Source organism: Alteromonas sp. 4NS20-0143 (assembly GCF_057542855.1).
The window spans coordinates 54,776-68,492 of the sequence record NZ_BAAJLR010000010.1 but is presented as its reverse complement, the minus strand read 5'-3'; the positions used below and the strand labels follow the sequence as shown (position 1 = coordinate 68,492).

The following is a 13,717-nucleotide window of genomic DNA, read 5'->3' as shown; positions in this document are numbered from 1 at the left end:
GCGTGTTAAGACTTAAGCCAAACGTCAAAGTATTATTCTACCCTGACCCCAAATATACTCTCATCAGTCTATTTTCGTTTCATGTTCTCAAAGAGCGAAGGCTCCCAAGGCCGCATTGCCATGAGTAACCCCACATGCTTACGCTCTTCAATTGGCAAGTCGTTGTCTTCGCTGCTTAGTTTGGCCGCCTCTTGCCTAAGTTGTTCTAAGCGTCGTTGAATAATAGAGATAGATGATTGTGAATAGCGACCTCGCAAGTAAAAGCGAAACATCCACGGCTCGTTTTTCTTCGGATCCATAAACTTCACCATGACTTCTTTTTCCATGAATTTCTCTAGCGGTCCGCCGGGGATCCAGCGAAAATCTTGAGCAATAAGCAGTTTGTAATGGTTGTTCGGCAATAGTTCGATAAGCTTAAGTCTATCGAGGGTTGTCATTAGCTTAATGCCTTCCACTTCATCAATATCGTAATATTCGATAAGTTCTGAAAAGCGCCAACCGTCTCTTACACACACTGCGGCAAGAAGTAATTTCGGGTTGGCTAGCAGCTCCATTTCTTGTTGTTCAGATAGCTGTGAAATCTTCTCTTGCTGTTTTTGTGAAAGACTAAATAAATCGCTTAGTGACAAATTTAAGCATTCGCAAATCTGCTCTAATTTATCCAGGCTAAACGCTTGTAGCGAAAAATTGCGCTTCACGCTTGCCTCGCTCACGCTAAGCGTTTCTGCAAGCTGCTTATAAGTGAATCGCCGTTCGCGTAAGCATTGTTTTAATGTGTCGTAGACAAGACTGATTTGGCTCATGGTATTAATATTTTATACTTGTGGTGTAATTTAATACTACATTAATCATTTTGGTTTACGAAATTTATTCTTGTCTCTAGTGTAGAACGTGTTCAGGCAAACCTTGTCTTAACACACTAGGAGCAAGTGATATGACATATACACGTTCAACATTGATGTTAACTGCATTACTAAGTAGTGCGCTTCTTACCCATTCTACATTGGCAGATGATTCTATTCACCATAGTGGTAAAGCCAGTAAGCACAGTGCGCTAGCCGCATCTGAAGGTTTAGCGACAACGGCCTCAGTAGCCAGTGCGGTAGTGGCAGTACCTGTGGTACTGACTGGGAGTGTTGTTGTGGCGGGAAGCGCGGTGGCAGAAAGCGCCGTGAATGAAAGTGCTCGCAACCTTCATCAAGCTAGCCATCAATCTTCTGTGGCTCATAACCAGCCTTTGGTTATTACCGAGACAATTATTACTGCCGACCCCGCCCCAAACCAAGTGGTTACCACTAAAACTAAAGTAACTACCACGACAACTAATACTAAGCGGTAGGTTAGGCATGAAAACCTTCTTAACTTCAATCGGGTTTGCCGTTGTACTCTTGATGTCTAGCCTTCAAAACGTACACGCGGGAAGCCAGCAGCATGGTAAGCCCAGCTTTACGCCAGAAGCGATTGCGACCTTTTCAAAAGATGTGGAAAAGTATGCGGCAAGTGAAGGCGCGCGGGCGTTTATTATCGCAAGGCGTGGCAGACCTATTGAAGATATGCCAAAAGGCATTCGCTTTACCCATACCGCAATTGCTATTTACTCAAGTATTCAGCTGAGCGATGGCAATACAGCTAAAGGTTATGCCATGCACAATTTATATCAAGACGCTGAAGAGCTGGGAAAAAGTCACTTAATTACCGACTATCCAGTAGATTTTTTCTGGAGTGCCTATGCGCTGGAAGCAGGAATAATTATTCCTTCAGTAGAGGTGCAACAGGCTTTGATAAATCTATACCGAGATGACAACGCTAAGTTACTTCACAATTCTCGGTATTCGGTGGTGGCAAATCCGTTTAATAGCGAACGTCAAAACTGCACTGAATACACCCTTGATGTATTGAACGCGGCAATGTACTCAACGACAGATATTGCGCAGCTAAAGGTAAATGCGAAAGCGCATTTTACGCCGCAAAAAGTAAATATGAGCCGGGCTAAACTTGGTTTGGCAAGTATGTTTAGCGATGGCGTAACGCTGTCAGACCACGGCCGCAAGGTAGAGACCACCACCTTTGGTAGCCTGGCCCGCTACATGCAAAAGTACGATTTAACGAACAAGGCAGTTACGTTTACCCATACGGGTCAAATAAAGAATATTTAGGAGTTTTACTATGCAAAACCTTAATAAACCAACTAAAGCTTTTCGTATTGCGTCACTAGCAGCACTCGTTGTAGGAGTAGGCGCGTATTTCATAGGTTTATATAACGCGCCTATGGCCCTGAACGAAAAAGGATACTATCTTACAATCATGTTGTTTGGCTTATTTTCAGTGGTAAGTTTGCAAAAGACGGTACGTGATAAAATGGAAGGCGTGCCGACTACCAAAGCGTACTTTTTAGCATCAGCAGTAGCAACCGTATCAGCCATCGTATTATTAGTTGTAGGTCTATTAAATGCTGAACTCTTATTGAGTGAAAAAGGTTTCTTCGGCATGGCGTTCACCCTAAGCCTGTTTGCCGCTATCACAGTGCAGAAAAACGTACGGGATAGCCATGCTATCGGCGAATCACGTAAGGCAAGTATCGAGCCTCGCAAGACCGATAATGAACAAGAGTACAGCGCTTTAGAGGCTGAGGACTCACCAAAAGCAAAAGCGGTATAAAAATAAATGGGGGCAGAGTGTCTTATGTTATTAAATATAAGAATAACCTACTCTGACCCCATTAAATTCAAGAAAAAATGGGGTCAGTGTGCGTTTTTTACTGACCCCATTAACTTTAATTGACTCTGACCCCATTAAATATAATGTTGAATTGATTGATTGTCGCTGCTTGCGTATTCTCAGTGCTGAAGAATTAGTAGCAAAGGGAAAGCCAAGCAGTGTGTGAACTTTTAGGCATGAGTGCCAATACCCCAACAGATTTATGTTTCAGCTTTACCGGGCTTACCCGCCGTGGCGGTGAGACTGGCCCGCATAAAGATGGGTGGGGAGTGGCATTTTACGAAGGTAAAGGCGTAAGGATGTTTCACGACCCTGAGCCGAGCGCTACATCACCCATTGCAGATTTTGTTTCTACGTTACCCATCAAAAGTAAAACCGCCATCTGCCATATTAGACAGGCGAATGTGGGTAACATCACGTTGGCGAATACTCACCCCTTTGCACGTGAACTCTGGGGGGAATATTGGGTGTTTGCGCACAACGGCCAAATACCCAGCTTCTCTGCTGCAAAAGGTATGTATGAGCCTGTGGGCGATACCGACAGCGAAGAAATGTTTTGCGACATTATGAACCACGTACGACAACATTTACCGCGAGATACATCGCCCCTACAATTGGTCGATTGCCTTGTTTCATTAGCTCAAGCTTATGCCAAGCAAGGTGTCTTTAATTGTTTATTGGGTAACGGCGATTGGCTATTTACGTTTTGCAGTACCAAGCTTGCCAGTATTACCCGTAGAGCACCGTTTGGGCCAGCGTGTTTAAAAGATGTGGAAGTAGCCATCGATTTTGCAGCTGAGACCACACCGAAAGACGTAGTGAGTATTATTGCCACAGAGCCCCTTACCAATGATGAGCAGTGGGATGTTTACGAACGAGGGGAATGGAAACTGTGGCAAGAGGGAGAAGTGATTGCTGCTGGCAAAGTAGATGTGCCCGAACATAAAAAAGAATCGGAAATGGTATCTCCCGACCCAGATATTGAAAGAGAACCGTCAGCTGATGAGAACCAAGGCTAACGTTCTCTTTTAGTCCCTTCGTTATCCCTTTTTTACCATGTCCTTTATCACGTCCTTTACTACATTCTTAACTATATTGTAGCGAGCGGGCAGCGCGGCATGTGCTGCCTGAACGCAGTAAAGAGGTTCGGCCACATCATTTTTAGGTGTATACATCACAAGCTCATTTGCCACGTTAACAAACTCTAGTGTGCTGCTTGGTAACACAGTAAAACCAAGCCCTTTACTCACCGGAATAAGAATTTGAGAGAGTTGGTTTACATAACCTGAGTACTTAAGTTTATTCGGATTAATAAGTGCTAAGTCTGCCTCGCCGCTATCTTTAATATAGCGCTGAAGATAGTGTACGGCATCAGGATGATTAATAAGCCCTAGTGCATTGAGCGTGTCGACGATATTGTTTGCGCTGTGTTTACTTTGGCGCTTTCCTTGGCGCTCTCCTTTTTGGGTAAGGTACGAGCTAGGCAAAATGAGCCCTAGCGGCTCTTCACCTAGATAGGTACAGGACACGTCTTCTGTGTTGGGCATATTAGTCACTATGCCAAGTTCAAACGTCCCGTTAGTGATACCGGAAAGAATGGTTCTTCTAGGCGCAACTTCAAGATGGATGTTAAGTGCTGTGTGCTGCGCCTGCAATGCGACAAGAGCAGGGTAGATGCGCTGAGCAATAGCACCTGAGCAAGCGACGATACATTTACCCTCGTAAGGCTCATCAAACTTTAAACTGGCAATGAAGTTTTGTTCCTGCTGCTGCTGAGCTTTGGCATATTCGAACACCCGCCGCCCCTGTTCGGTAAGCTGAATGCCTTTACCTAGGCGAATAACTAATTCGCAGCCACACGTTTCTTCAAGCTTTTTTAGGTGCTGGCTTACGCCGGGCTGTGTCATAAAACGCTGTTCAGCAGTGCGGGTAAAGTGGCCTGTTTCTACCAGCGTGATAAAGGTGTCTAACCAAATAGGATTAAGCATGGCTATAATTTTAAATTATCAAAGTAAGAATTAATGATAATTTCAAGTTTTGCTTTTGTCTAGCTATCATCACTTCACGTTGACTCACAGGCATTCCATTGGGTGGCTTGAGTTTCTTTCTACTATTTGTTTAACGCAAGAATGCGTTAAGAGGAGCAAGTGATGACTGAAGCAGTAAAAACACCGTATCCACGTACGTTCTCTCATATTGGGCTATCGGTTCCCGATTTAGACGCGGCCGTAAAATTTTACACCGAAGTACTAGGTTGGTACCTGATCATGAAGCCAACAGAAATTCTTGAAGATGATTCTGCAATTGGTGAGATGTGTACCGATGTTTTCGGTGCTGGCTGGGAAAAATTTCGCATAGCTCACTTATCCACTGGAGACAGAGTAGGGGTGGAAATATTCGAATTTAAAGATCAGCAAAACCCAGAAGATAACTTTGAGTACTGGAAAACGGGCATCTTTCACTTCTGTGTTCAAGACCCAGATGTTGAAGGCCTTGCAGACAAAATTGTCGCGGCTGGTGGTAAAAAGCGCATGAAGGCGCCGCGTTACTACTATCCTGGTGAAAAGCCATATCGCATGATTTACATGGAAGACCCGTTCGGCAATATTTTAGAAATTTACAGCCACAGCTATGAACTTCATTATGCTAGCGGCGCTTACGAGTAAACGTTGATTGACTACCTAAGTTAAAACTGACGCCGCCGCTTCCGCTTTAAGTACGACTACTGCTATAAGGCGAAAGCGAGTGCGGCATCTCGTGTAACTAACCCGACTGCAATTAACCCCAATTCAATTAACCATACGGGCCAGACACATAGGGGTTAGTTGCCTTCTCTGTGGCAATGGTGGTGGTAGGTCCATGCCCTGGATAAATGGTCATCAAATCTGGAAGCGTGAGGATCTTTTGCTTAATTGAGCTTATCAACTGCTGCTGATCGCCCTGTGGGAAGTCAGTACGTCCAATCGACCCTGCAAAAATAATATCCCCAACAATCACCTTATTACTAATGCGTTCAACCAGCGCGACATGTCCGGGAGTATGCCCAGGGCAATGCAGTACATTTAACGTTAAACCGCCAACAGCAATGGTGTCGTTATCATTAAGCCATTGGGTAGGCTCAAAGGGCGAAGCAGGTGGGAAGCCAAACATCTGACTTTGCTGCATGAGGCCATCTAACCAAAACTTATCACCTTTATGTGGACCAATAATGGGCACATTAAAGTGTGACGCTATTTCTACGGTACCGCCAACATGGTCGAGGTGACCATGGGTAAGTATTATTTTATCAATATCAACGTGGTTATCGTTTGCCGCTTTGATCAATTGGTCTACGTTGCCACCGGGGTCGACAAAGGCGCCCTTCATAGAGTCTGGATCCCAAATTAGAGAGCAGTTTTGAGCGAATGGGGTAACGGGTATAACAACAATTTCCACAATATTTCTCTTATCTTCTTTGCAAATTAACGCTTTTGGTCTTTCGCGTTTTTCGTGAACAGCCAGTAAAGTGCTGCGCCTATCACCAGTTCGCCAACTAGGAACAACCAGGCATTGGTTGCCGACTGACTGATAGACCAAATACACACAGCCAAGGCTATAAAGGGTATTGCACGTTTGACGATGTTGGGTGTGTAGGTAAGCTGATGTTGCGCTTTCATGAGCACCACAACGCACACCGCGTAAACTACAAGCCTTGCCAACACACTTGAAATAGCAAGCCACACAAAACTGCCGCTAAGCGCCATAACGCCTGCAAAAATGCCTAGCACCAGTACCGAAATATACGGTGTGGCAAACTCGCTATGTACTTTACCAAGCCAATGTTTACCAAGGTTTTTCGGAATAAGAGACTGACGGGCCATCGAGTATGTAAGGCGAGATGTTGAAATCATATTGGCAAGTAGGTTTCCAGCTACTGACACAACGGCGGTTAACGTCATTATCAGCGCACCAGTTTCACCAAAAATAATATTCGCAAGGGCGATTAACGGGGCACTATCGGGTGTTGCAGCGCCAAGCGTATGCCAATAAAGCCACTGAACGCAGAAATAGAATAACGCTATGCCAGACACCGTCAGCATGAGTGCTTTTGGGATGGTTTTCTTTGGAGAGTTGGTTTCGCCGCTGGTAACCACAACCGTTTCAAAACCAATGAATGCGTACAGTGTAATAAGTGCGCCTGCGGATATTGTGTCTAATGTTGGGGTGACAACGGGCGAAGCAGAAGAGAAATCAAGTTGCCAATATCCTACGCCAATAAGTGCGACAAAAGGCAATAGCTTCAAAATAGAGATAGTATCGAGGGAGCGCATTGCAGCTTTTAGTCCCACAATATTGACAAATATGAGTAGGCTAGTGAGCGCTACTATTGCCAGAGATTTTCCCATTCCTGAGTTGATTTCTGGCCACAAATAGCCGGCGTATAGCAGCAGAACGTGCATATTCGCCGCAATGGCAGTCGCTCTGGCAAGGTAATACACAAACCCCGTTTGAAAGGCTGCTGCATTACCGAACCCTTTACGGGCGTAAATGACAGGGCCGCCAGTTTCTTGATAAAAAACAGCAAGCTGCCCAAAACACCACACAATGGTGAGCATAAGGGCGCCAAAAATAAGAAATATATAAGGGCTAAACGCACCTAACTCTGCAGCCATTTTGGCAGGCAAGGCAAAAATACCTGCGCCGATAAGGCCGTTTAGCACAAGTAAGGCGGCACCAATGCCGCCAATACCCTTAGTGAGCAGGCTGTTTCTAGTCATTGCTTAGGCTAAAAACGTGTTCACCGGCAACATAGGTCGAAAGGACTTTAGTTTTCCAAATGTGCTGAGGCTCAATACTGAAGATGTCTTGGTCGACTAAAATAAAGTCAGCCCATTTACCTGGAGTAAGTGTGCCTAACGTATCTTCCATATGTCCTGCATAGGCGGCATCAAGAGTAAAGCCTTTGAAAGCTTGCTCAACAGACAAAGCTTCGTGGGCATACCACCCTTTAACCGGCTGGTTGTCTCTGTCTTGACGGGTCACCGCAGCGTGTAGGCCATAAAACGGGTTGGCTAATTCCACCGGAAAGTCGGAGCCAAGTGGCAGTGCAATGCCTGAATCTAGCAGCGTTTTCCACGCGTAGGCGCCTTTCATTCGATCTTTACCGATGCGATCTTCTGCCATATTTTTATCGCTGGTGGCATGGGTAGGCTGCATGGATGGAAGCACTTTCAAGCCAGAAAAGCGTGCTAGATCATCTGGTGCAATAACTTGCGCGTGCTCAATACGATTGCGCAGTTCGCTTCCGCCTATCTGCTTAAATGTACTTTCAAACTCATTAAGCGCTACGTGATTCGCTTTGTCGCCAATAGCGTGGTAGTTCAGCTGGAATCCTGCGCCTATTACGGTAGTGAATAGCTCACTCATATCTTCTGGCTGAGTCAGTAATAAGCCGTGTTGATGAGGTGCATCTGAATACGGCTCTAACAACGCCGCGCCACGACTGCCGAGTGCGCCATCGCCATAGGCTTTTACAGAGCGTATATACAAAAAGTCGTCGTTATCGCGAATAGTCCCGTTACCCAGCATGGTGGATAACTCAGGATCGGTAGCACTCACCATGGCATAAATACGAATGGGTAAGTCACTTTCTACCGACTCTTTTAAATAGAAGTCATACACATCGCGGCTTATGCCAGCGTCGTGCATTGAAGTGACTCCATTGGCTAGCAAGTGCTCGCCAGCTGCATCTAATTGTTGCTGATAAATAGCGTTACTTGCAGAAGGTAAGTGTTTTTCAATAAGCATTGATGCGTTATCAATAAATACGCCAGTAGGGTTACCGTTGGCATCTTTAATTATTTCGCCACCAACGGGAGATTTGGTGTCTTTGGTGATACCGGCGATTTCCATAGCCTTGGTATTTACCCACGCAGCATGTCCATCAACCCGCGTCAGCACTACCGGACGGTCTGACACTACTTTGTCTAGGTCGCCTGCGCTTGGAAAAGCACGGTCGCTCCACAATTCTTGGTTCCAGCCGCGACCAGTAATCCAGCTTTGCGTTTTATTTGCGAACGCATAATCTGACACCATTTTTGCCGCATTGCTTGCACTCGTGCTTTCTCGTAAGTTCACTTCCAACAGGTTGGCGCCCAACCCTAACAGATGGCCATGAGCATCGATAAGACCAGGAAGCATGACTTTTCCTTCGCCATCAATAGTTGTGCTAATGTCAAAGTTTTCTGACTTTGCATCAAGGGCGAGTACTTTGCCTTCGTCCATCACCATATTAGTGAATTGAACAAGTGTGCCACTGTCGTTTAGGGTGTAGCCTTTTACGTTTTTAACCAGTGTTGCCGCGTTTGCATAGTTAATAGAAATAACAGAGTTAAGTGCAATACAGGATGCCGCGAGCGTGAGGCCGGTTATTAGCTTTTTCATTGGTTTTGTTTTCATAATTCTTCTTCTGTTCCGTCGTCGAAATCTATAATAGGGGGTTGAAGTAAAAAGTCTTGCTCCCAAATTGCTGCCATTGACGCTTGGCTAATATTACCACCAGAGAGCATAACTAAAGCCGTTTTGCCCGGAGGGGTATTAGCCGCCCACGATGCCACTGCCGCCATTGTCATTGCGCAGGTGGGTTCTATATGCAACTTCAATAGATGGTGTAGCCATTGGGTCCAATATGCAATCTGCAGCTCGTCAACTTCATAAAAATCATCGAGTTGTTGTAGTAACTCAAACGTTACATCACCCACGCTGGGGGTGGCTGCACCGTCTGCTAAAGTAGCTGGCGTGTGCTCAAGGGCCACAATTTCACCTGCTTGCAGCGACAGAGAAGCGTCATTCGCTTCGGCGGGCTCTGCGCCAATCACCAGTGCGTTGGGTTGCAATGCTCGTGTCGCTAGTAGCGTACCCGCTAAGAGGCCGCCACCGCCGCAGGGCGCAAAGACTGCGTCTACGTTTCCTGCGTCTTCAAGTGCCTCTAAGGCTGCAGTGCCTTGTCCAGCAATAATATCTTCATGGTTGAAAGGCGGTATCCACACGGTATCAGGGCTATTGGCCGCTTCTTTAACCGCAATGTCTGCCTCAGGGCGAGTAGCAAACAGCTTCAATTCTGCGCCGTAGCTCTTTGTAGCCGCCGCTTTTATTGGGGATATATTTTCACTGGCGAAAATAGTGGCTTTTATACCAAAGTGAGCCGCTGCATAGGCTACCGCCTGCGCATGATTTCCAGAGCTGTTGGCGACAACCTGTGATGGCAGTCGACCTTCTTGCTTTAATTTGGCTAGAAAGTTCATTGCGCCACGAATTTTGAAAGCGCCGATGGTTTGTAAGCACTCAGCTTTAAAAAGAATTCTATGACCCATCCACGAGTTTAACAGCGTCGATTCAACAATAGGCGTGCGTTTTACTACGTCATTGATACGCGCGCTTGCTTTTTTAACACTGTCAAAGTCTGGCGTTTTGCCCATAACTACCACTCATTAATAATAAAAAAGTTAAATCACTAAATTGAATACTACCGAAGACAATTCATATTTGCTTCATAAATCTTTATTAAGCTTGAGAGCTATGTTTCCGGAGATTTAGTCATGTTCGATAGAATAAACCATCGTGTTTATGCATTACCCACGGTGTTGTTCTTATTACTTTCTATATTGTTCGTGTCCACCGGTATTTATATTCAAAAGGATGAACAAAGCGCAAGGGTATCAAAAGCGCAGTCGGTGGCCGAGCAAGTAAAAATCAGCTTAGAAGTATTTTCCACTGAACGCGTAAAAGCAATTTACAACCTGATGCAGAATTGGCCAACCTTTGAGCCAAATCCAGTTGACTGGTTTAATACTCAATCTTTATCGTTAATGGGAATGCAGCGAGGCTATAGTTCTCTGGCGTATGTTGACAAAACCGGCACAATTCAGTGGATTGCTACCCCAAAAGCAGGTACTAAAACTCGTATCGACAATAGCCTTATTGGCGAGCCTATGGACGCGCTTGGACTTGCTATTCCAACGCTATCAGAGTCACTTAATAGTGCGATACTCTATTCTCCCTCCACACAACACCATCACATTCTGTTAGGACGAGCAATCAGCCCTCAAGAGCCTGAGCATGGTTATATTGTTGCAGGCTTCGACGTACAAACAATTTTAGGCGTCATGCTTGGTGAGCTCGTTGGCCCGCAGTTTAACTTTAAGCTACAAGCCGGCAACAGCACGCTATTTGCTAGCGGTGAAATGGTGGATGATGGGACACTCGTCTCACTGCCTCCTTTTAAGTTTATAGACCGTGATATCACCCTTTCCATGCAGTCTCAATTTAGCCCATTTAATCCAGGAATGCTGATCATTGTCATTGGCTTACTGATGTCTGCGTTGGTGAGCTACGTATTCCATGAGCAGCTAAAAGGCGCTGTGCACCTTTCGGTGAGTCAGCAGCGTTATCTTACCGCCAGCGAAGCGTCGCTAGATGCATTGCTCATTTATCAGCCCTCGCAGAATGACTACACCTTGGTAGAAGCAAACTCATACAGTGAATACCTTTTCAGAGGAGCGGTTGATGTAATGAAAAAAATGAGTTTGGCCGAGCAGTCTCGTTTTTTAGGTATTCCAGAAGAGTTCGAAAAAGCGGCCAATGTTGCTAAAAACGGAGCGCCCTATGAGGGTTACGTCGCCATTAAAAGCGATAAGGTTGTGCCTGAGTGGATAAAAATTCAGGTGGTAAATGCAGGTAATAATATTGCCTTAACTATTCGCGATGTGACCGAGCGCTTTAAAGCGCAGAAAGACTTAGAGGATAGTGAGGAGCGTTATCGCCGCTTAGTCGACGGTATGCACCGCCATTTTGTATACACCAAAACAGCAGAACACAGTTTTATTTACGTGAGTGCCGGTGTTGAGAAAATACTAGGCTACAAGCCGGAACAGTTTTGCGCACACGAGTCGCGCTACGTGCAGCAAGTGCCGGACGAAACTTTTGAGATAAGAGAGGCAATAGCAAGAGGTCAAAAGCCTGCACCCTATTTGGTGCATTATCGAGGACAATGTGGAAAAAGCTATGTCGTCGAGTTCTCAGATACACCAATTTTAAATGAGAAGGGAGATTTGACCGCGGTAGAGGGGATTGCCCGTGACGTCACCAAAGAGTTGGCATTGCACGAAGAAGTTCACTTTCAAGCAAATCACGACCAATTAACAGGCTTGCTCAACCGCTATGCCTTTAATGCACAGCTTCGGGATATCCTAAAAGTTATAAGGGCAGAGACAAGGACAGAGAATAAAACAGCTGAATTAGTGGGTGATTCTACCTCTTCAGTGCTGCGCAATATACGCGACACACACAGTCAGCATCAGCGTCGCAGTGTAATGTGTTTTATTGATATGGATCGCTTTAAATTAGTGAACGACAGTTGCGGTCATCCAGCAGGTGATAAGCTGTTAAAAGAAGTCTCCACGGTGTTCAGACAATACGTAAACGGAGATGATTTACTGGCTCGTATCGGTGGTGACGAATTCTGCATTATTTTTAGAGATCAAGGTCTAGACGCTGTTTTAAAACGGTTGGATAAGCTGTTACTTGCCATTTCAAACTATCGCTTTGTGTACGACGATAAATTATTTTTTGTTGGCGCTAGTATCGGCGTTATCGAAATAAATGCGCAAACACAAAGCGCAGAGACATTAATAAAAGCGGCAGACAATGCCTGCTATAAGGCAAAGCATCTGGGACGTAATCGTTATTTTGTTTACCGAGACGGAGATGCTCAACTTGCCATCGACGACAGCGAAAATAAGGTGCTGCAGGCGCTTCACAAAGCGTTACAAAACGATGGTTTTGAGCTTTATAGCCAAGCCATTATGCCTCTTACCGTACCTAGTGAGGTAAGCACGCATTATCCTCAGCACTATGAAATCTTACTGAGGTTAAACGCAAGCGAAAGCGGCCTTATTAGCCCGGGGTTATTTATTCCCCTTGCCGAGCGCCACGGATTGATGAATAAAGTGGACTTGTGGGTCGTTGATAATACATTGAAAACGCTAGAAGCCAACCCTGCCCATCTCGATAATGTGGGCAAAGTCGCCATCAATTTGTCGGGTATAACCCTTGGTGATGAGATTGCATTACAAAAAATAGTACAGCGCATGCAGGGAACCACGGTGCCTGCTGAAAAAGTTTGCTTTGAAATAACGGAAACCACAGCCGTTACCAACTTGGCCGCCGCAAAGCATTTCATTTCTACACTCAGAGATATTGGCTGTAGCTTTGCCTTAGATGATTTTGGGGCAGGAATGTCATCGTTTACCTATCTTAAAAACCTTGATGTGGACTACGTAAAAATTGATGGTTCCTTCGTGCGAAATATTGTTCACGATCCAATAGACCATGCTACAGTAACTGCCATCAATAACATTGCTCACAGCATGGGAAAACAAACCGTCGCCGAGTTTGTTGTAGATAATGCAACGGCCCAAGTGCTGCAAAAGCTTAATGTAGACTTTGGGCAGGGGTTTGCTCTCGACAAGCCTAAGCCTCTGGCACACAGAGTTCAATGGCGAGTGAAGCTTGCGTCTGTGTAGTTCTCAGCAGTTTGAAAAGGAAAATAAAATGGGTTTATTCGATACAATAATGGGAAATGCGAGCGAGACAAGTTCTGAAGATGTTCAGGAAGAACTGTCTCCAATACTTGCTGATAATGAAACGGTTACGTCGGCATTTAAATTGGTTCGTGACTTAAGCGTGTTTACCAATAAGCGATTAATAATCATTGATAAGCAAGGGCTGACGGGGCGAAAAGTGAATTATCACTCTATTCCGTATAAATCTATTACCCAGTTTATTGTTGAAACAGCAGGGCACTTTGACACCGATGCAGAGCTTAAAATTTGGCTGTCGGGTAAATCAGATGCTATCGAGATTGAACTGAGCGCTTCATCGGCTCAGGCAGTGCAAAAGAACCTTGCCAATCAAATGTTTGCATAAAATATACGGTTGTCGTTAGGCGGCTAAGACGCTT

13 protein-coding genes are annotated in these 13,717 nt (G+C 45.3%); 7 read left to right on the top strand and 6 right to left on the bottom strand.

The genetic code is table 11. The annotated features are described in order from the left end of the window. Positions 1 to 68: 68 nt before the first annotated feature. The gene (locus AC27HD_RS16870; protein WP_487107284.1) at positions 69 to 803 is read right to left on the bottom strand and encodes a helix-turn-helix domain-containing protein; all 735 of its coding nucleotides are present in this window, start codon (positions 801 to 803) and stop codon (positions 69 to 71) included. A 131-nt stretch (positions 804 to 934) separates the two neighbouring features. On the opposite strand from AC27HD_RS16870, the gene AC27HD_RS16865 reads away from it, so the two are divergent. The 4 genes from AC27HD_RS16865 to AC27HD_RS16850 all read left to right on the top strand — a co-directional run bounded on the left by AC27HD_RS16865 (position 935) and on the right by AC27HD_RS16850 (position 3,737). Beyond that, positions 935 to 1,339 carry a hypothetical protein gene (locus AC27HD_RS16865; protein WP_487107282.1) on the top strand — a complete coding sequence of 135 codons (405 nt, stop codon included), beginning with the start codon at positions 935 to 937 and terminating at the stop codon, positions 1,337 to 1,339. A 7-nt stretch (positions 1,340 to 1,346) separates the two neighbouring features. Then, positions 1,347 to 2,156, top strand: coding sequence for a DUF2145 domain-containing protein (locus AC27HD_RS16860; RefSeq protein WP_487107280.1), 810 nt, complete (start codon positions 1,347 to 1,349; stop codon positions 2,154 to 2,156). A gap of 10 nt (positions 2,157 to 2,166) precedes the next feature. Continuing rightward, positions 2,167 to 2,658 (top strand): inner membrane protein YiaA, encoded by a 492-nt coding sequence (gene yiaA / locus AC27HD_RS16855; RefSeq protein WP_032095537.1) that lies wholly within the window; start codon positions 2,167 to 2,169, stop codon positions 2,656 to 2,658. Between the two features lie 218 nt (positions 2,659 to 2,876). Beyond that, positions 2,877 to 3,737 (top strand): class II glutamine amidotransferase, encoded by an 861-nt coding sequence (locus AC27HD_RS16850; protein WP_032095538.1) that lies wholly within the window; start codon positions 2,877 to 2,879, stop codon positions 3,735 to 3,737. 21 nt (positions 3,738 to 3,758) lie between these two features. On the opposite strand, the gene AC27HD_RS16845 is transcribed toward AC27HD_RS16850, so the two are convergent. Beyond that, positions 3,759 to 4,706, bottom strand: coding sequence for a LysR family transcriptional regulator (locus tag AC27HD_RS16845; RefSeq protein WP_032095539.1), 948 nt, complete (start codon positions 4,704 to 4,706; stop codon positions 3,759 to 3,761). Positions 4,707 to 4,868: 162 nt separating this feature from the next. Here AC27HD_RS16845 and AC27HD_RS16840 point away from each other — a divergent pair, with 162 nt between their 5' ends. Beyond that, complete coding sequence (locus tag AC27HD_RS16840; protein ID WP_032095540.1) at positions 4,869 to 5,384, top strand: lactoylglutathione lyase family protein; 516 nt, start codon at positions 4,869 to 4,871, stop codon at positions 5,382 to 5,384. 127 nt (positions 5,385 to 5,511) lie between these two features. Here AC27HD_RS16840 and AC27HD_RS16835 read toward each other — a convergent pair whose 3' ends face one another. Genes AC27HD_RS16835 through AC27HD_RS16820 form a run of 4 tightly spaced genes read right to left on the bottom strand, consistent with a single transcriptional unit; the run spans position 5,512 to position 10,175 of the window. After that, positions 5,512 to 6,153 (bottom strand): MBL fold metallo-hydrolase, encoded by a 642-nt coding sequence (locus tag AC27HD_RS16835; RefSeq protein WP_487107278.1) that lies wholly within the window; start codon positions 6,151 to 6,153, stop codon positions 5,512 to 5,514. 26 nt (positions 6,154 to 6,179) lie between these two features. Continuing rightward, a complete protein-coding gene (locus AC27HD_RS16830; protein WP_487107276.1) occupies positions 6,180 to 7,475 on the bottom strand; it encodes an APC family permease in 1,296 nt (431 codons plus the stop codon). Continuing rightward, entirely contained in the window at positions 7,468 to 9,156 is a 1,689-nt protein-coding gene (locus AC27HD_RS16825) for an amidohydrolase (protein WP_487107274.1), read from the bottom strand. The genes AC27HD_RS16830 and AC27HD_RS16825 overlap by 8 nt, the downstream gene beginning before the upstream one ends. Further along, complete coding sequence (locus AC27HD_RS16820; protein ID WP_487107272.1) at positions 9,153 to 10,175, bottom strand: serine/threonine dehydratase; 1,023 nt, start codon at positions 10,173 to 10,175, stop codon at positions 9,153 to 9,155. The genes AC27HD_RS16825 and AC27HD_RS16820 overlap by 4 nt, the downstream gene beginning before the upstream one ends. A gap of 120 nt (positions 10,176 to 10,295) precedes the next feature. On the opposite strand from AC27HD_RS16820, the gene AC27HD_RS16815 reads away from it, so the two are divergent. Further along, positions 10,296 to 13,280, top strand: coding sequence for a putative bifunctional diguanylate cyclase/phosphodiesterase (locus AC27HD_RS16815; RefSeq protein WP_487107270.1), 2,985 nt, complete (start codon positions 10,296 to 10,298; stop codon positions 13,278 to 13,280). 28 nt (positions 13,281 to 13,308) lie between these two features. Next, positions 13,309 to 13,683: a PH domain-containing protein gene (locus tag AC27HD_RS16810; RefSeq protein WP_032095544.1), complete on the top strand. Its 375-nt coding sequence runs from the start codon at positions 13,309 to 13,311 to the stop codon at positions 13,681 to 13,683. Positions 13,684 to 13,717: the final 34 nt, after the last annotated feature.